General features: G+C 49.9%; 15 protein-coding genes. 4 read left to right on the top strand and 11 right to left on the bottom strand.

Annotation, left to right across the window (positions count from 1 at the left end):
* From ACQ9LF_RS07545 to ACQ9LF_RS07525, 5 genes are all read right to left on the bottom strand, one after another.
* A partial coding sequence (locus ACQ9LF_RS07545; RefSeq protein ID WP_462488775.1) for a hypothetical protein occupies positions 1-557 on the bottom strand: 557 nt, incomplete at its 3' end.
* Positions 558-1,016: 459 nt separating this feature from the next.
* A complete protein-coding gene (locus ACQ9LF_RS07540; RefSeq protein WP_462488774.1) occupies positions 1,017-1,676 on the bottom strand; it encodes a hypothetical protein in 660 nt (219 codons plus the stop codon).
* Positions 1,677-2,099: 423 nt separating this feature from the next.
* On the bottom strand, positions 2,100-3,272 hold the full coding sequence (locus ACQ9LF_RS07535) for a peptidylprolyl isomerase (protein ID WP_462488773.1): 1,173 nt from the start codon (positions 3,270-3,272) through the stop codon (positions 2,100-2,102).
* 620 nt (positions 3,273-3,892) lie between these two features.
* Positions 3,893-4,315 carry a hypothetical protein gene (locus tag ACQ9LF_RS07530; protein ID WP_462488772.1) on the bottom strand — a complete coding sequence of 141 codons (423 nt, stop codon included), beginning with the start codon at positions 4,313-4,315 and terminating at the stop codon, positions 3,893-3,895.
* Position 4,316: 1 nt separating this feature from the next.
* Positions 4,317-5,018: a DUF3800 domain-containing protein gene (locus ACQ9LF_RS07525; protein WP_462488771.1), complete on the bottom strand. Its 702-nt coding sequence runs from the start codon at positions 5,016-5,018 to the stop codon at positions 4,317-4,319.
* Between the two features lie 696 nt (positions 5,019-5,714).
* On the opposite strand from ACQ9LF_RS07525, the gene ACQ9LF_RS07520 reads away from it, so the two are divergent.
* Entirely contained in the window at positions 5,715-6,059 is a 345-nt protein-coding gene (locus ACQ9LF_RS07520; protein ID WP_462488770.1) for an ArsR/SmtB family transcription factor, read from the top strand.
* A gap of 31 nt (positions 6,060-6,090) precedes the next feature.
* The gene (locus tag ACQ9LF_RS07515) at positions 6,091-8,559 is read left to right on the top strand and encodes an FAD-dependent oxidoreductase (RefSeq protein WP_462488769.1); all 2,469 of its coding nucleotides are present in this window, start codon (positions 6,091-6,093) and stop codon (positions 8,557-8,559) included.
* A 190-nt stretch (positions 8,560-8,749) separates the two neighbouring features.
* Here the strand turns inward: ACQ9LF_RS07515 and ACQ9LF_RS07510 are convergent, their stop codons facing one another.
* The 4 genes from ACQ9LF_RS07510 to tkt form a co-directional block, all read right to left on the bottom strand.
* Positions 8,750-8,950 (bottom strand): DUF5989 family protein, encoded by a 201-nt coding sequence (locus ACQ9LF_RS07510; RefSeq protein WP_462488768.1) that lies wholly within the window; start codon positions 8,948-8,950, stop codon positions 8,750-8,752.
* A 14-nt stretch (positions 8,951-8,964) separates the two neighbouring features.
* A complete protein-coding gene (locus ACQ9LF_RS07505; protein WP_462488767.1) occupies positions 8,965-9,384 on the bottom strand; it encodes a hypothetical protein in 420 nt (139 codons plus the stop codon).
* A gap of 19 nt (positions 9,385-9,403) precedes the next feature.
* The gene (locus tag ACQ9LF_RS07500; RefSeq protein ID WP_462488766.1) at positions 9,404-11,236 is read right to left on the bottom strand and encodes a carbamoyltransferase family protein; all 1,833 of its coding nucleotides are present in this window, start codon (positions 11,234-11,236) and stop codon (positions 9,404-9,406) included.
* 113 nt (positions 11,237-11,349) lie between these two features.
* On the bottom strand, positions 11,350-13,374 hold the full coding sequence (tkt, locus tag ACQ9LF_RS07495; protein ID WP_462488765.1) for a transketolase: 2,025 nt from the start codon (positions 13,372-13,374) through the stop codon (positions 11,350-11,352).
* Between the two features lie 404 nt (positions 13,375-13,778).
* Between tkt and ACQ9LF_RS07490 the strand changes: the two genes are divergently transcribed.
* Complete coding sequence (locus ACQ9LF_RS07490; protein ID WP_462488764.1) at positions 13,779-15,215, top strand: bifunctional folylpolyglutamate synthase/dihydrofolate synthase; 1,437 nt, start codon at positions 13,779-13,781, stop codon at positions 15,213-15,215.
* Between the two features lie 251 nt (positions 15,216-15,466).
* Entirely contained in the window at positions 15,467-16,264 is a 798-nt protein-coding gene (locus tag ACQ9LF_RS07485) for a hypothetical protein (protein WP_462488763.1), read from the top strand.
* An 86-nt stretch (positions 16,265-16,350) separates the two neighbouring features.
* On the opposite strand, the gene ACQ9LF_RS07480 is transcribed toward ACQ9LF_RS07485, so the two are convergent.
* On the bottom strand, positions 16,351-17,772 hold the full coding sequence (locus ACQ9LF_RS07480; protein ID WP_462488762.1) for a DUF4139 domain-containing protein: 1,422 nt from the start codon (positions 17,770-17,772) through the stop codon (positions 16,351-16,353).
* A gap of 337 nt (positions 17,773-18,109) precedes the next feature.
* Positions 18,110-18,568 carry a GNAT family N-acetyltransferase gene (locus tag ACQ9LF_RS07475; protein ID WP_462488777.1) on the bottom strand — a complete coding sequence of 153 codons (459 nt, stop codon included), beginning with the start codon at positions 18,566-18,568 and terminating at the stop codon, positions 18,110-18,112.
* Positions 18,569-18,691 lie beyond the last annotated feature (123 nt).

Genomic DNA, 18,691 nt, shown 5'->3' with positions numbered 1-18,691 from the left:
GCGCTGAGCAGGATCGCTCCGGGGGCAGGAACAACATTGCCGGTTAACTCCATGTCAAAAAACGTAATGCCGCCATGGTCTTCGGCCAGGACGTCAATCTTATTGACTCCCTGAACGAAATAGGAAGAATCGATCGCAAAATTATATTCCCAGTAACTGGTAAACCCTTCCGCCATCCCTCTGGCCACTTCCTGGCCATTGATAAATACGATAAATCCATTATCGGAAGCAACCTTCAATGCCAGATTGCCATCAATACTTCCATTCAGTGTGTATTCCTTGCGCAATGCCAGATCAGACCCGGCTTTCCACAATGTATTGCTGGTCAAGCCGTTATAGACTGCACTATTTCCGAATGCCGCATTTGCAACAGAATACGTTGCGGCATCCCAGTTAAACGTGTTATAGGTAACATTCGCCCATGGGTACGAATTCAACTCCGGTGTGCTGAATACGCAGTAATTCCAAGTATCCCCCTTAGCCACCAGGGTCGTTGGTGCTGCCATCGCCGGCACAACGAGTGCCGCAAATAAAACAAGAAGTGCACACTTTTTCATATTTCTCCCTTTCAAATACAGTATTTCTTTGAACTGTTACCCCAATGGTAACAGTGTCACTGCGACAAAACTGATTTCTCAAACGCAGGCCGCAGGCACAGCACATATGGCCTGCGAACCCGATATCTGCATTTTCATATTCAAGACTGATTTGAGCGACATTTCGGTATGAAAACAACGAAGGACGCTTTCTCCCACCCCTCGCGTTTCACCACCTTGGCACTCCGAAGCCACTTTGTATTATATCAAAATAACCTACCCTCTGTCTATTGTGGAAACTACGTATTTTGACTTTTTTACCCTCATTATTGATGTAAAAACAAGGATTGGCAAATTTTTACAAGACCATATTTGTCGCCAATTCGACCCATCTGCCTTGAAGCGCAACAAAAAAGCCGCCGGGACAATCTGCCCCGACGGCCGCAAATCACATCCAAAAACAAACCTTGACCGTTGCTGTTACAGACTCTGACGGCGACGCAGCCAGCCAACCAGACCCGTGCCCATCGCGCCCAGCAGGATCGCTCCGGGGGCAGGAACCACGGCAGGACTTGGAGTCTGTGGAGTAAAATCAAGCCGAGCACCAATACCCAGCTTTGCACCATTGGCATTATTGGCCTGACCAAAAATATCAAAGAAATCACTCGATACATCATAAGCCCTGCCCGCGATCATCAGGGTATCGATACCATCATAATTGAAGGTAAATGTCTTGCTGCCATTATTCGACAAAGAAACGTACGACTCCCATTTATACAGAGCATCAGAAGCCGCTCCGGTTCCTTCGCCTTCCCACGTAAGAAAGTCAACACCATAAGACGGCAACAAGCCCGGCACGCCTTCCCAGCTCATGGTCACCTTAATCTCTTTATTGGACGCAAGGAACAAATGAGCAATATTACTATCTGTGTCGCCATACCAGTTCCGATTGAAATAATCAACATCTCCAATCGGTGTCCCATCTGCATAACCAATTTCCATTGTGATGGAGGAATTCACATTACTCCCCCAAATTTTCCCGATAACCCCTGATTCACTCTCAGTCCAGGTCGTCTGGGCCGCAAAAGCCGGGACTGCCGCAGCCATGACCAGGATACTCATCAATAAACACTTTTTCATCAACTCTTCCTTTCAAAATAAACCTTCTTTTACCTTGCTGACATCACCTAATATCAGCATGCTATATCCAAACTAAAACCCATAGAGATTCTTGACAGAATCCCCCCAATACTCCCTATTAAGACATTTTAGAGCGAGAATATGAAATGAAATCAACGGTGGTGTTTTCTCCCATCCAACGCATTTCATCCCCATACAGCTCCAACATTATGGTGCCATTATACAAAATTAACGATTCTATGTCTATTGTGGAAACTACGTATTTTGACTTTTTTTAACCTCAATATTGATGTAAAAACGAGGATTGGCAAATTTTTACAAGACTATATTTGTCGCCAATTCAATGCGTCTGCCTTGAAGCGCAACAAAAAAGCCGCCGGGACAATCTGCCCCGACGGCTCTGGGAGTTTTCACACCTCTGGATTAATTTTCAGGCTGAGCCGGCATCTGAGGAATCTGCATCTGCTGCTGCCGTTCTTTTTCCTTGGCATCTCGGCGGGCTTTTTCCTCGGCTGACCATTCCACCTTGGCCTTGTCTTTCAATTCCTGGCGCAGCGTGTCAAAGAACTGGTTCATTTTCCTGCCTTTGAGGTACTGAATAATTCTGGGCTTGACCTCGGCAAAGCTGTCGGTTTTGGCTTCCTGTCTGCCAGTGAGCTTAATGATGTGATAACCAAACTGAGTCTCCACAATATCGCTGACATCGCCAACCTTCATGGCAAATGCGGCATCTTCAAAGGGCTTGACCATCTTGCCTCTTTCAAACATGCCCAGGTCGCCGCCTTTTTCTTTGCTCGGACAATCGGAATTCTCTTTGGCCAGGGCTGCAAAATCGCCGCCGGCTTTAACCTTTTTGAGCAGGTCTTCGCATTTGGCTCTGGCGGCTTTTTTGGTCGCTTCGTCAGCGTTCTGGTCCACCTTGATCAAAATATGGCTGGCCTGAACCTGTTCAGGATGCTGGAAATTCTGGGGGCTTTCATCATAGAACTTCTTGGCGTCCTCGTCGCTGATAGCCTTATAGGACGGATCGGCTTCAAAGAGCTTCTCAATCCCCGCCTGGAGTCGAATCTGTTCCTTGATATTGGCTCGGGTCACGCCCATCTTGGCCAGCTCCGCATCCACATCTTCGGCCTTTTTGCCGGACTCTTTGACGAATTCCTGAACCATTTCATCAAAGCGGGCGTCAACGTCGGCGTCCTTGACTTCGATTTTCTTGGCCTGGAGCGTCTCATTGATAAGCTGTTTTTCGATCAGCATATCGACCACGCTGTCCCGCATCTGATCGCGCATCATCTGGCGGGTTTCTTCGTTCATCGGCCAGCCCATCGCCGCCATCCTCTGCACCTGGGCCTCAAGGCGTGCGTTGATTTCCGGAGCAATTGCCTTTTCTTTAATTTCCTTGCCGTTGACTGTCACGACAGTCTTTTCAAGATCAACCTGGGCATTGGCCGGGGCAGCATCGTCCTTGTTGGTTTGGGTTTTCGCATCCGTTTTGGCCGCGGGGTCGGCAGGCTTTTCGGACTTCTTTTCCGCTGCGATCACGGATCCCCCCATCGCCAGCACCGCACTGAGCAGTAACGCCACCAAAAACTTCATACGTTTGTGTCCTTTCGATAAATTGTAGTTTATTGACGCATTAAGTACGAAAGTATCATTTTCCCAGCCCGGCCAGCCAAAGTCAAGCAAGATATTCCATCCCTGCCGCCGCAAAGACTTGCGGATAGCCGGCATTCCGCAAATTTACACCTGTTTTATGATAATATTTAGCCTGTTTTTTGGCTTTCGTCGCTTGCAACCCTAAATCGCTGATAAAAATCTCTTAATCGACAAAACACCGTCTATATTTGCCCCTTAATACAAATGTGGAGCTTATGAATATCACGCATTTATCTATCTATTTATACTGCTAACAACTTTAGCCTCTCGCTTAAGCCACTACGTCAAGCGATATCGTCCCTATTTCTAAGATTCTCTTACCTTAACTTGGAGACAGAAAAAACATCCACATTTCAACGTATTATAACATAACCCATGATATTAATTGAGTTTATGACATGCACAACTCTTTAGTCTTGCCTCCTGTGCGGCAAAAGAAATTTAACTTTTGACTTGAACAAGCCGATATCTTTTTAGTATAATTTAGTAGATTTCTCTGCCAGCGGCAGTAGAAACTATCGAGGCTTCCGCAGAGCCAGCCTGGCGAATCTGCGGTTTTTTTATGTCCATTTTGGACTCTTCTTGAGCATTTGGAACGTTCTTTCGCTATCCGCAACAAAAGACGTTACAAAATCCGCCTTTTTATCTCCAGTTAATAAAATCACTACAACGTAATTCCCCATGACCACCGCTACCCGCCGCTTTTTGTCAAATCTCTTTCTCGTGCTATCCCAGCCAATCCGCCTGTCACTATTCGGATCTTGCAGAGCATATCTAATCCATAGAATTCTTTCTGCTCTTAAGAATGAAAATGTATCATCTTTACTGCGTACTGATTCAAAGAAGCAATGATTGAAGTCTTTCTTACGAAAACGCACATCAATTCCATCAAAAGTCTGGATTGGCCCCCTGCAATACATCGCCTCAAATATCGACCTATATTCATCGGGTGTTTTCCCCTGGAGCAATGGAGGATAGTTCACATTACCACCCTCCCTTCAAATCAATTTTAAAGACATTATACTTCAGCTCATCTTTATAAGTAGGACATATCTGACGACCAAGCAATCTTTCCGATTTACATAACAGATCATATTTTGCACTGCCATACCTGATTACATTATTCAGACGATAGGCTGCTAATCCGGTCAATACATCACATAATTGAATCAGAACTGATTCTCTGGAATGAACGGCCTGTACCTGTTTGACGGCAGAACTTAAATTGGAATAATCCAAACAACGTTTCAAATCCGACAAGGCATTATGATTTCTATTGGCTTTGTAATCCACAAAAAAACAATACTCATTAAAATCAAATATCCAATGATGAAGGAGCTGGTAGTAAAATTTATAAAAGCCCAATTCCTGGTCATCATTATGAAATAACTTTAAATTAACCTGCTGATGCTCCACGACTATACAACGATATCTTAATTGCTCCTTCTGCTCAAAAAACCAGCCAACAAGCTCTGTATAAAAAGTTATTTTCGAAGGCGACACCTTTTGCCATTTAAATTCGCCGCCTATTTTATGCTTATCACGCAGATGATGAATTTCTTTTTTATATTGCCCACGGCAATCTGAAGGCAGCCATAAGCTACCAATCAGCATGTATTTTGCTTGGGGATTACGCGACGACAGCAAATCCGGCCTACTCTCATCGCAATAGACATCAAAGATCATCTATAATCCTCCATTATTACATTCGGCATCCTGTAATCCTGCTAATGAGTGCTATATATAATTAATAGCCCCTTAAAGGCTTTGTCGGGAATCGAGGCATTAGGGCGCATTAAGTTCGACGATGGTTTTATGCTCATAAATAATATTTCATCTATCGTTTCACTCATTTCCCTTTATCATGTTGTGGCCTTTCCTTAAGGCCGCTAATGACCATTATATTCCATAATACGACAATGTCCAACATAAACATACGGTTTATGGTTTATCGAAGGCCCTTTATGATCATGTTTATTGTTTTGGCGAACAGCACCTTATACACGGGCCTTTTTATGCATGTGTTTTTGCTGGCTATTCTGGATACGGAGTGTCGGAGGATTGGAACCCCAGCCCACCTCTTGATTAATTCCTGATATCTCTTCATCGTCAGATACCTTATCCGCTTCAGTGGGATACGATGTACACTATTATGCTTGATATTCCAACCCTGTCACCGCAACTCATTGAAGTGAACAGGATTAGGCACAGGTACACCTATTACATTACCGGATATAGCCTTTATTTTGGATTATTTGCATAACACCTTTGCCCGTTGGGTGCCTGTGTACTTTTTTTAGGATTTTCTCAAAAATACATCTACACATCGAGAACTTTCGATGTTTAGATACGTATAGATAAAAAAGCTTTATTGAGGTTAAAATGAGTCCTGAATTACAAAACGAATATAAAATGCTTACTGAAGAGCAGTTGCACGAGGCGGCCGAGTGTTTGAAGGTGATGGCCCATCCGGCCCGGCTGAACATGGTTCAGATTTTGATGCAGGGTGAGTTTCCTGTCCATGAGATTGCCGCATTGTGCCGGATTTCGGCTAATCAGACTTGTGAGCACCTGCGGCTGATGCAGGGACGGGGACTGCTGACCAGCCGGCGCGAGGGCAAGATTGTGTACTACAAGATCGCCAACCCCCGCCTGCCGGGACTGATTCATTGCATTCGGAAACACTGTGAAGTCCAACCAGACCTGGAAAAACCAGATCATACATAACCGCATATCGATAATGGATAAAGGAATCATTATGGAAAGCAAACCAAAGATTATTATTGTCGGGGGAGTCGCGGGCGGAGCATCAGCAGCGGCACGGGCACGACGGATGAGTGAATCGGCGGAAATTATCCTGATTGAACGGGGGCCGGATATTTCGTTTGCCAACTGCGGCCTGCCATATCATATCGGGGGAGTCATTACCGAACGCAAGCGGCTGCTGGTGCAGACGCCGGAGGCCATGCGAAAACGGTTTGCACTCGACGTACGGGTCCGGACGGAGGTGGTGCGTATCGACCGCCAGCACAAACAGGTCGTGATGAAAAATCTGGCTGATGGGCGAGAGAGCGTCGAACACTATGATTACCTGATTCTCAGTCTCGGAGCCGAACCCCTTCGCCCGCCGATGCCGGGCGCGGATGGTCCCAATGTTTATACGCTGCGCAACCTGGCAGATATGGATGCGATCATCAAGACGATCGATACAAACAAACCGCAGCGGGCGGTTGTGGTCGGCGGCGGCTACATCGGACTGGAAATGGCCGAGAGCCTGACCGAACGCGGCATTGCGGTCACGGTGGCAGAACTGGATAAACAGGTGATGGCCCCGGCAGACCCGGAGATAGCCTCGACACTGCATCAGGAACTGAAGCTGCACGGCGTGGACTTGCGGCTGGGCAGCAGTGTCACCGCGATTGAACATACTCCCAGGGGCATGAGCGTACAGTTGAGCAGCGGGGACAAAGTGGATTGCGGGCTGGTGGTTTTATCCATAGGCGTGCGTCCTGAATCCAAACTGGCCAAAGAAGCCGGGCTAACCGTCGGCCAGCGAGGCGGGATTGTCGTCAACGAATTCATGCAGACCAGTGATCCGGCGATTTATGCCGTGGGCGATGTGGTGGAAGTCGATGACTTTGTCGGCGGATTTAAGACCCAGATTCCACTGGCCGGACCGGCCAACCGACAGGGACGCATTGCAGCCTCGCACATCTTCGGACAGAAGCTGACCTACAAGAAAACCCAGGGCACAGCCGTATGCAAGGTGTTCAACCAGACCATCGCCATGACGGGACTGAATGAAAAGACTCTCAAACGGCTGGGGATGCCCTACGAAAAAGTCTATGTGCATCCGGCGGATCATGCTTCGTATTATCCGGGGGCAATGCAGATGACCCTGAAACTGCTGTTTGACCCGACAAGCGGCAAGGTGCTGGGGGCGCAGGCCGTGGGAGCTGCGGGTGTGGATAAGCGAATTGATGTGCTGGCGGTGGCAATCCGAGCAGGGATGACGGTGTTTGATCTGGAGGATCTGGAGCTGTGCTATGCACCGCCGTACGGTTCAGCGAAGGACCCGGTCAATTATGCGGGATTTGCCGCAGCCAATGTGCTTCGCGGAGATGTTCAGCTCTGTCATGCTGCTGATGCGGCCAACCCAACGGATAAGCAGGTTTTGCTGGATGTCCGCACACCCGCGGAAGTCCAGGCGGGTACTATTCCGGGAGCAATGCTGATTCCATTGGATGAGCTGCGTTCACGGCTGGGCGAACTGCCGCGAGACAAAGAAATTCTGGCTTTTTGTCAGGTGGGGTTGCGTGGGTATCTGGCATGTCGGATTTTATCGCAGCATGGCTTTACCTGCCGCAATCTCAGCGGCGGATATAAGACCTATCTGAGTGTCTATGGTTCCGCGACACCGCCAGAGGCCCCCAAAGAACTCAAAGATGACACCGGCGAAAAGACTCTTGAACCGGTCCGTGCAGCCTCCGACACAATTGCCTTGAAGGTTGATGCCTGCGGCCTGCAATGCCCGGGGCCGATTTTGAAATTGAAGGAAACCCTGGATGCCGTGCAGCCGGGACAGACGATTCAGATTACCGTCACCGACCCGGGATTTATCAAGGATGTTGAGGGATTTTGCCAGAGCACCGGGCACGCCCTGCTTGGGACGACAACCCAAGGCAAGACTTACCAAGCCCGGATTCAGAAACAATCCGCAACGGCATGCGGTGCCGTGATCACACCGGGAGTGGTTTCCAAAGACAAGACCATGGTGGTCTTCAGCGGCGATTTCGACAAGGCGATGGCTGCGTTTATTATCGCCAACGGTGCCGCCGCAATGGGCAGCAAGGTCACCATGTTCTTTACGTTCTGGGGATTGAATCTGCTGCGGAAGTCGGCGGCGGTGCCGGTGCAGAAGACCTTCATCGAAAAGATGTTCGGCTGGATGATGCCGCGCGGGGCAGAAAAAGCCCGCCTGTCGAATATGAATATGGCGGGCATGGGCAAGGCGATGATTCAGATGATTATGCGGCAGAAGAACGTCGCTTCGATTTCATCACTGATTGACTCGGCAAAGAAAGCCGGCGTTCGTATCGTCGCCTGTGCGATGTCGATGGACCTGATGGGCATTAAGCCTGAGGAACTTATCGACGGTGTCGAATCCGGCGGGGTTGCGATGTATCTGGCGGCCAGCGATAAGGCGGGAACCAACCTGTTTATTTAATGGGTTTTCCACAGCGGCATATCAGTGAATGATAACCACTATCCGCCGGCAGCGTCAGGCACAATGAGTTTGATTGTCCCACGCAAGCTCATTGTGCCGCGACTGCCCTGGCAAACATTGACACAGTCCCTGCCGCAAGCGTATGTTTATGCCAACCAATCCGGCATATCAGGTCCCGATAAAGCTCTCATTAGTACAGCGGATAAAGCAGCGGGGCCAGCGCTGAGCTGCTCAGCAGGATCAGCAGCCCCAACAGCAGTAACACGATGATAATCGGCAGCATCCACCATTTTTTGTTATGTTTGAGAAAATCCCAGAACTCGGCCAAAAGAGAAGGTCTTTTTTGACGGGCGAGTTTTTCGAATTCATGGGTGGGGGTATTTGCAGCCATATAGACATCCTGAATTAAAACTGGCGGAAATAACGTTCGGCAGACTCGGGACAGCGATGCGGCTGCCAGTAACTTTTGGCATCGGGGTCAAATCGTTTGCCCAGGACATCCCGTCCGATAAGACGGAATATCAGCCCCAGCGGGGTAATCAGCAGAAAATAGAATACCAACAGAACCACAAAATTCATCACCCATCCGATGGGAAGCGTCACGCAGCTCAGGGCAATGAAGAGGATTCTGCCGGCTTTGTACGACAGGATACAACAGGCACACATAATCAGACCAGCCAGAATAATCGCCGTGGTTGAAGTGGCACCAAATCCCCTGAAAACATGCAGCATCGTCGCCGCCAGGACAGACACCCCCAGTGCAGCAATCCCGAAAAGATGAATCTCTTTGCGTGTGGGATTCCAGTTGATCTGAACCAGTGACATTGCAATCGGCCTTTCGAAATCAATCCAGTTTAAATTGTGCAATATAACGATTTACATCCTGCTGGCGGAGGTGGGGCTGCTGGTCTTTATACAGCAGACAATTTTCCACGACCAGCACATCCATATTCGTTGCCATAAAGCATCGATAGGCGTGCTCAGGGGTACAGACAATCGGCTCACCGCGGATATTGAAGCTGGTGTTGATGATGACCGGACAGCCGGTTCTGGCTTTGAAGGCGGTCATCAGGCGATGGAGTCGGGGATGACGCACCGGATCGACGGTCTGGACGCGGGCAGAATAATCCACATGGGTCACGGCCGGGATAATGCTGCGTTTTACTTTGAGTTTATCAATCCCAAACAGGGCGTCCTGTGCAGCATCCGTCGCCAGACGCTTGTCGGCTCGGACCGGCGCCACCAGCAGCATGTAGGGGCTTTCCTGGCCGTCCTTGAGTTCGAAATATTCGTTTTTGTCTTCTTTGAGTACGCAGGGGGCAAATGGCCGGAACGATTCACGAAACTTGATTTTCAGGTTCATCACCGACTGCATCTGTTCGTTGCGGGCGTCACCGAGGATACTGCGATGACCCAGGGCACGAGGGCCAAACTCCATCGGCCCCTCAAACCAGCCAATCACTTTGCCCTGTTCAATCAGGGCTGCAACAGTATCGATAAGCTGGTCTTCGTTGAGCTCCTGATACCGGGCACCGAGGGAATCCAGAATCCTGCAGACCTGCGAGGTACTGTAGGACGGCCCCAGCAGAGAACCTTTCTGAGAATCCATCTGTCCGGTTTTGCGTTCCTGATTGAGCAGCTGGTACCAGACAAACAGGGCCGCCCCCAGTGCTCCGCCGGCGTCTCCGGCTGCGGGCTGGACCCAGATATCGTCGAATTCGGTTTCCCGGGAAATCCGTCCGTTGCAGACACAGTTGAGTGCCACACCGCCGGCCAGAACCAGGTTTTTCATCCCGGTTTGTCGATAGATATGCCGCGCCATCCGCAGGACGATGTCTTCGGTGACCGCCTGAATCGAGGCAGCGACATCCATATCGTGCTGACTGAGCGGGGTTTCCGGCCTGCGGGCAGGACGACCGAACAGGGCCTCAAACTTGGGACTGATCATCACGGTCTTGTGGCAATATGAAAAATACGACATATCCAGGCGAAACGAGCCATCTTCCTTCAGATCCATCAGCTTGGTGATGATGCGGTCGTAATAGACGGGGTTGCCATACGGGGCCAGGCCCATCAATTTATACTCGCCGGAGTTGACGCGAAAACCCGCGTAATAGGTGAAGGCCGAATACAGCAGCCCCAGCGAATGCGGAAATGACAGAATATGAGTCAGTTCAATACGGTTGCCCCGACCTATGCCACAGGATGCCGTGGCCCACTCTCCGACCCCATCCAGCGTCAGTACCGCAGCCTCGTCAAAGGGTGACGGGAAAAAGGCGCTGGCGGCATGAGACTGATGATGCTCGACAAAGACATACCGGCCTGAATAGCCATACCCCAGGGCCTTGTCCATATCGCGGGGCAAGTGCAGCTTCTGTCTAAGCCAGATCGGCATACTCTGGAGAAACTGCCTGAATCCGCGCGGAGCAAAGCCGATGTAGGTTTCCAGCAGCCGTTCGAATTTCAGCAGCGGCTTTTCATAAAAGACCACATAATCGACATCACGGATGGTAATCCCCCCCTGTTCCAGACAGGATGCGATGGCACTGGAGGGAAACCGCGGATCGTGCTTTTGTCGGGTAAAGCGTTCTTCCTGCGCTGCGGCAACTATCTGGCCATCACGGACCAGGGCTGCCGCACTGTCGTGGTAATACGCTGAGATACCCAGAATATTCAAAGGAGTTTATCCGTCCGTTTTACCGACTGTCGTTTAGTTTATTCCAATCGCACAGCACAAACGGCCGACTCAGTTCCCTTCGGCACTCAGAAATTGTATGTTTCCTTTTTAGGCTATTTGGCCATGCTTTTTTTGGCGGCAGCAACCACCGCGTCGGTGGTGATGCCGAATTTTTCAAAGCAGGTCTTGAACGGGCCGGAGGCACCAAAACCGTTCATGCCGACAAATTCACCATGATCGCCAATCCAGCGGTCCCAGCCCATGCGTATGCCGGCTTCGACACCGACACGAGCCTTGACGGCCGGGGGCAGAACACTGTCCCTGTAGGCCTGGTCCTGTTTTGCAAACAGTTCCCAGCAGGGCATACTGACAACCTGAGCCTTGACACCTTCGGCGGCCAGTTTATCGGCAGCCGCCAGAGCCAGCTGGACTTCCGAGCCGGTCGCCAGCAGAAGCACGTCGGGTCTGGTCTGCGGCACGAGGACATAGGCCCCCCTGGCAAAGCCCTCTTTCATGTTCGGGTATTTGGCCGGGTCCAGCACAGGCAGATTCTGACGGGTCAGCGCCGTGGCAACAGGCCCGTCGTTATGCTCAAGAATATACTTCCACATCAGAACGGTTTCGTTGGCATCGGCCGGACGGAACGTCAGCAGATTGGGTATAATCCGCAGTGAAGCCATCGTCTCGACGGGCTGATGGGTCGGGCCGTCTTCGCCAACACCGATACTGTCATGGGTAAAGACGAAAATCGTCGGATAATGCGACAACGCTGCGACACGAATCGCCCCCCGCATATAATCAGCAAAGACCATAAAGGTGCCACCATAGGGACGAATGATTTTGCTGACAGCGATACCATTCATGATCGCCGCCATGCCATGTTCCCGAACGCCGTAGCGAATATATCGGCCAGCACGGTTGTCTTTCTGGAAATCCTGAGCCCCCTTAAAATGCGTATTATTGGACGGCGTCAGGTCCGCGGAACCGCCCATCACCAGCGGCATCGAAGGCATCAGGGCCTCCAGGGTCTTGCCCGAGGCGGATCGCGTTGCCACCGGAGTGGCCGGGTCGAATTTGGGCAGCTTGCTTTCATCGATGACGACTTTACCGGCGATGGCATCCTTTAATTCTTTGGCCAGTTCCGGATAAGCTGCAGCCCAGGCGTTGAACATCTTCTGATATTCGGCCTGGAGGGCAGCGCCGCGCTGCTTGCACTGAGCCATATGGGCAGACACTTCGGCAGGCACCACGAAGCTCTTATCGGGATCCCAGCCAAAATTCTTCTTGATTAATTTGATTTCATCCTCTCCCAGCGGAGCACCATGGGCGGTATGGGTATCCTGAAAATTCGGACTGCCAAAACCGATATGCGAACGGAATTTAATCAGGGTGGGCCGTTCGGTCTGAGCCTTGGCATACTCTACCGCTTTGTCCAGGGCGGCAATATCGTGACCATCGCCGCCGATTTCGATGACATTCCAGCCATAAGCACGATAGCGGTCGGCAACTTTTTCGGTAAAAGACAGGTGGGTTTCGCCATCAATGGTAATGCGGTTGTCATCGTAAATGACAATCAGGTTATCCAGAGCCAGATGACCGGCCAGACTGCTGGCTTCGCCACTGACGCCTTCTTCGAGGCAACCATCTCCACAGATGACAAAGATATTGTAATCGAAGACACGATACTGGTCTTTGTTATAGCGGGCAGCCAGATACTTCTGAGCGATCGCCATGCCGACGGCATTGGATATGCCCTGTCCAAGAGGACCTGTGGTTACTTCCACGCCGGGGGTGTAACCGAATTCCGGATGACCGGGGGTTTTGCTGCCCCACTGACGGAATTTTTTCAATTCATCCAGCGGCAGGTCAAAGCCACACAGGTGCAACAGCGAATACAGCAGCATGCTGCCGTGGCCGGCCGACAGAACAAACCGGTCCCGGTTGATCCAGTTGGGGTCGGCAGGATTGAATTTCATGTGCCGCATCCACAGGGCATATGCCGCGGGTGCCATGCCCATCGGCATTCCGGGGTGGCCGGACTTGGCGGCCTGAACGCCTTCCATGGAAAGAAAACGAATCGTATTGATGCACAATTCATCCAACGCAGTTAACCCAGTTTTGTTTATTGGCCCTGCCATAACTTGTCCTTTTCTATCTTGTATTATCTTTCAATCTGTTCATATCCTGTTTCCTGCGGCTGGCATTATCATGGTTTGCCTGCCAACACACTTCAAAAAGTGCGTCATATAGTAATGTCGAATGGCCTGATAAACAAGCTACTTTTTATGAACTTTTTTTTCTCACAACACGAAGTATTAGACGATTAAGCAATGGCCTTAGTATAAGCGATTCAGATGGATTTATTTGTATTTCTTATAGTGGATTATTTGAATATAAAACGCCTTTTATTTTATATATATTTATATCTATCTGTTTTATAAGGACTTACTGTTTCTCTGTTATCATTATTAATGAAAACAAAACCGATGTCATTCATATTATCTTGACTTTGGGGTGCCTTTCTGATAACATTTCTCTAATTATGACAACCACTGAAAAAAGAAAACCGGCCACCAAGCCGACGAAGAAGAAACCCGTTGCTACCGAAAAAGTGAAACGCGCAGAAAAGGCTTTCCGTACGTATGAGCAGGCGCTGGATTATCTGTTTAAACAGACGGATTACGAAAAACAGCAAAAACTGCGATACAATGTAACCACGTTTAACCTGGACAGGATGAACGAGCTTCTCAAGGGCCTTGGTGATCCCCACAAAAAGACCCGGACTGTCCATATTGCAGGAACAAAAGGCAAGGGATCGACTGCAACCATGCTGTCGCGGATGATGGAGGCCAACGATTATAAGGTTGGCTTATACACGTCACCGCATGTCAGCACGCTGCATGAGCGAATTACGATTAATTCCGAGATGATATCTCGTAAAGATTTTCTTGGGATTATGAACCGGATGTATCCTGTTCTTGAGAGAATGGGCAAAAAGGATTCATTTCCTACTTTTTTTGAGATTATGACGGCATTGGCCTTCCTCTATTTCTACGATAAAAAGGTCGATATTGCTGTCATTGAAAGCGGGTTGGGCGGGCGGCTGGACAGCACCAATGTTATTACCCCCGATGTTGTCGGAATTACCAGTATCAGTATCGATCACCAGAATTTGCTGGGGCCGACACTGGAACACATTGCCAGGGAAAAAGCCGGCATCATCAAGAAAGGAATTCCGGTTATCACCGTTCCGCAAGACCCGATGGCGATGAAAGTCATCAAAAAACAAGCGTTATCATTAAAGGCCCCGCTGACCGTTACTGGCCGGGATATTGATTTTTCATACCGGTTTGAATCGTCCCGGGAACATGGGCCTCATACTCGGATTTGTCTGACAACTCCTACCAGCAAATTTGAGCATTTGCGGGTGCCTCTGCCGGGAGAACATCAGGCGATGAACTGCGGCCTGGCTCTGGCGATGCTGGATTCGCTGAAAAGTCTGGGATTTCATATCAATGACGAGAAGGCGATATCCGGACTCAACAATGTCCAAATGCCAGGGCGAATGGAGATGGTTTGTACCGATCCACGGGTGCTGGTTGATGCGGCTCATAATGCCGCCAGCATTCGTGCTTTGATTCAGGCGATTGGACAGCATGTGCCTTACGATTCCATGGTCATTATTTTCGGCTGCAACAGTGACAAAGATATTCGCGGGATGCTGACCGAACTGCAATATGGCGCGGACAAGGTTATTTTTACCCGCAGCAACTCGCCTAAAGCGGTCTATCCGCAGGATTTAGCCGAAATGTATACGGACATTTGCGGCAAGATGTGTCAGACGGCTCTGAGTCTGACGGAGGCCCTTCGCATCGCTCAAAGTGCGATATCACGCGAAGACCTGATTTGCATCACCGGCAGCTTCTATCTGGTCGGTCAGGCCAAGCAGATGTTCCAGCCGCCCGTTCAAATACCGTAATATCAGCCCTGATAATACGGTTTAAAAGTCAAGCTGTTAATAAACAAATGCCGACACATATCATAAGAAATGTGCAGCCAGAGTATATACGGACCATTCCTGTCCAGATATAATGGTATAAACAAAAAAAACTCTTGCAATGCGTATTATTGCGCATACAATATCGTAAATTGAATTGAATATTTACAAAAATGTTTTTTTGTAAATTGCTCAAAAATGGAATGACACCTATTTTGAAAGGAGACACGAGAATGAAGAATTTAGTGGTTTTTGCCCTGTTGGGCGCGTTGGCGACTGTCGCCGTAGCGGCAGACCAGCTGACAACAACGGTTGATGTGGGCTGGTACAGCCAGTACATGTGGCGCGGCTTTGACCTGATGGACGACAAGGGTGTCGTCACTCCCAGCGTGAACTTTGATTTCGGCAACGGTTTCAATTTCAACGTCTGGTCAGCACAGCCGGGTTCAAGCGGTGAAGGCTCGTGGAGCACTGTGAATCAGACCAATTTCCAGTACACCCCGTATTACAAGAATACCATCTGGGAAGATGGCTGCCTGATGACCAATTATGTGATTGGCTATCGGTTCTATGACTTTACCGATATGGCCAGCAACGATGCCGACCTGCAGGAAATGTTCGTTGAGCTGTCCTGGCCGAATCTGATTGGCAATGGCTTTACACCTCGTTATGCCTATTACCACATGTGGAATTCCGAAGGCAGCGGAATGGTCCGTAAATTCAGCGGCCCCATTCATGACTTTGGTCTGGATTATGCCTGGACATTCGAACAGGCTCCTGAACTGCCGATGAAGTTTAGCTGGGATATCGTGTACAATGACGGCACAGGCACTGTTGTTGATGATGCGGGCAATTATTTGGTTGGCCCGGTTGATCATGACTGGTCCCACATGGTTTGGGGTCTGTCCACCAGCATTCAGGCCCTGGGCGGCAAAATCACCCCCGGCATCTGGTATCAGAACTCGATGGAAGACACCGTCAACACCGAAGATGAACTGTGGGGCGGCATTTCCTACAGCATCAGCTTCTAAGACGTTATCATCAGAAATCCATAAAAAGGCCGAGTCGTTAATGACCCGGCCTTTTTTATTTGTTTATGCTGATGGCGTTGTCTTGTTTACCATGTCTGGGTGATTTGATATTCCAGTACGGCGGTCTGGCTGGCCTTGATCGTGACCGCTAACCGACAGGTATAGGCATCCTTTTTGGTGTATTCGACACTGGATTTATCCACCTTCCAGTTGCGGCCCTGCGGGATTTTCTCATCGACAAAGACCGTCACCGCCTCATCCTTGCGATTTCGCAGTTCCACCTTGCGGGTGTAAGTTTCAAAATTACGGCCATTGCGGGCATCGATAACCGTCGGCTCGGCTACGATATCAAACGCATCGCCGATATACAGCGACAGTTTTTCATCGCGGGGGGTATGGTCGATTTCATCTTCACCGACAAATTCCAGCGTGCTGTCGGCGGCATCCCGTTTGAAGACGCGAACCCTGCCTTTGGGCAGTGCAATGCCGAGCTGATTTTCCTTCTTGTTTTCGAACTCCATCTTGACCTGCACTTTTTTGCGGCCCCTGGTCAGCCAGTCCCAGTTGGATACTTCAAACACATAGAGCTTTTTGACCGGAACATTCAGGGCCGGGGCCATCAATTCGATCTGTTTGACCTGATTATTCAAGAGTGTGGTCTTGCGTCCGAGGGTATAGAGGTGATATTCCATAAATGACTTTTCCTCGAATCCCCCAGCGGCGTCGGCGGCCATCATCATTTCCTGGCGTGCCTTTTTCATCGGCATCGGGGGCTGGGCGGCAATTCGCCGGACATCACCGGCCATCAATTTCAGAGCAGCGTCTTTATATGCGGCACCGCTGTTGTTGGTGACAGTCACCCAGCCGCTCATATCGAGTGCATCATCCTTATCATTGAGCACAGCCAGATAATCCGCCCGCCAGTCGATGCCTTCGGTGAAATAGGTGACCTGGCACAGATCCGACAGTTTCTGTGCGGCATTGACCCGCCAGACCAGGGTGGGACGCGTCAGCAAATCGTCGGGTTTTTTGGCCAGCTGGATATGCTCAACCGAGTCATTACCGATCACATTCATCTGGCCGGTCTGTGGATTCTGTAAAATCAAGTTCGTACCGTCTGCAGCCAGCAGAATGCCATCGACCATGGCGCCGGCATTGGCCCCGCTGCCTTTGACCTGGACAGTAACGGCCTGATCGATGTATTTTTTCAGGAGGCTCTGGGTGTTAACCAGGTCGTATTCGTAATTCTGCTCCAGCAAAGTGATTTTGCCGGGGTTGAGCAGGCTTTCGAACAGGACACTGGTCGGATCGATCCGCTCAGCGACATCGGTGAATTTCATGGTGTTTTGACCTTCTGCGAATTCCATCTGCCGGCGTTCCTTGACCACGGCAAAATTGTTGTTGTAAATCGTCAGGCCCACACCCGGTTCCGGGACGGGTTTCGGTTCGGCAGCCCACGCCGGCAGCATCCATCCCAGTACCAACAACACATATACTCCATGCTTCATTGTTTTGCTCCTTAAAAAGAGGTTATATAGGACATTTTTACGTTTTTATTAGGCGACAACATAATGGTTTATATTCAAAACCATACCGATCCGCTAATCTTTATATTTGGGCTTTATGAAAAGACAGGGTATCGATATGTACAGTATTACTCGAGCGGACAATTCTATTGCAACTGTTTTTTTTGATTTCTATGGCATTGCGGACCACCAACGAGGCTGGCGAGGAAAGTGAGGGAAATCACGACCTGAAGCTGGAAATGTCAGCTACGCTGACATCAAACACACAATTCCCGATTTTGTGGAATTGAAAACAGGACTGTTCTGTTTACTTATCTTATCAGAAGTTCATTTCATACATGCAGTAATCGGTGGTGGTCATGTTCAGGGATTCATAGGCCCTGCGGGCGGGAAGGTTATGGGTTTCGACATAGAGGCGCAGGCCGCGGCAGTTGGTATTGGCGACTGCGGTGTCGCGGATGTGAGCAAACATGGACCTGAAAATACCATGCTTTCGCCAGGCAGGCTGGACATAAAGGCTCTGAATCCACCAGAACAGGCCGTCTTTCCAGTCGGTCCATTCATAGGTAATCATCAGGCAGGCCACCGGCTCGGCGGCGGTGCGGGCGACGACATAAAAGCCGTACTGGGGATTGGCCATGAGCCGCTGGACGCCGGCAAGGACGGTCGCGGGGTCGAGGGTTTTATTCTCGGTTTCAAGGGCCAAGGCAAGCTGAAAATCGGCGATGGCCTGGGCATCCTGCGGCCGGGCGGGGGCAATCTGAATGGCTGAATTCATCACAATGCCTTTCCTTTGGGCGTTTCTGTGCAAGATCGTGGTCAGATACCACTTGTCGTGGGCACTATAACCCGAGCCAGAGGCGGGGTAAACAAAAATCCCCGCCGTTTTCAGGGTGTTTTT

The sequence above is a fragment of the Anaeroglomus insulsum genome, assembly GCF_050689095.1.
GTDB classification, from domain to species: Bacteria; Planctomycetota; Phycisphaerae; order Sedimentisphaerales; family Anaerohalosphaeraceae; genus Anaeroglomus; species Anaeroglomus insulsum.
The sequence above is the reverse complement of the archived record's forward strand: the minus strand, read 5'-3'. Positions and strand labels throughout refer to the sequence as shown.

Excerpts from the sequence above, each read along its gene's own strand:
- ACQ9LF_RS07485 (WP_462488763.1), top strand. The coding sequence starts at position 15,467 with ATGAAGAATTTAGTGGTTTTTGCCCTGTTGGGCGCGTTGGCGACTGTC.
- ACQ9LF_RS07490 (WP_462488764.1), top strand. The coding sequence starts at position 13,779 with ATGACAACCACTGAAAAAAGAAAACCGGCCACCAAGCCGACGAAGAAG.
- ACQ9LF_RS07510 (WP_462488768.1), bottom strand. The coding sequence starts at position 8,950 with ATGGCTGCAAATACCCCCACCCATGAATTCGAAAAACTCGCCCGTCAA.
- ACQ9LF_RS07525 (WP_462488771.1), bottom strand. The coding sequence starts at position 5,018 with ATGATCTTTGATGTCTATTGCGATGAGAGTAGGCCGGATTTGCTGTCG.
- ACQ9LF_RS07540 (WP_462488774.1), bottom strand. The coding sequence starts at position 1,676 with ATGAAAAAGTGTTTATTGATGAGTATCCTGGTCATGGCTGCGGCAGTC.
- ACQ9LF_RS07535 (WP_462488773.1), bottom strand. The coding sequence starts at position 3,272 with ATGAAGTTTTTGGTGGCGTTACTGCTCAGTGCGGTGCTGGCGATGGGG.
- ACQ9LF_RS07520 (WP_462488770.1), top strand. The coding sequence starts at position 5,715 with ATGAGTCCTGAATTACAAAACGAATATAAAATGCTTACTGAAGAGCAG.
- ACQ9LF_RS07515 (WP_462488769.1), top strand. The coding sequence starts at position 6,091 with ATGGAAAGCAAACCAAAGATTATTATTGTCGGGGGAGTCGCGGGCGGA.
- ACQ9LF_RS07475 (WP_462488777.1), bottom strand. The coding sequence starts at position 18,568 with ATGAATTCAGCCATTCAGATTGCCCCCGCCCGGCCGCAGGATGCCCAG.
- ACQ9LF_RS07505 (WP_462488767.1), bottom strand. The coding sequence starts at position 9,384 with ATGTCACTGGTTCAGATCAACTGGAATCCCACACGCAAAGAGATTCAT.
- ACQ9LF_RS07480 (WP_462488762.1), bottom strand. The coding sequence starts at position 17,772 with ATGAAGCATGGAGTATATGTGTTGTTGGTACTGGGATGGATGCTGCCG.
- tkt (WP_462488765.1), bottom strand. The coding sequence starts at position 13,374 with ATGGCAGGGCCAATAAACAAAACTGGGTTAACTGCGTTGGATGAATTG.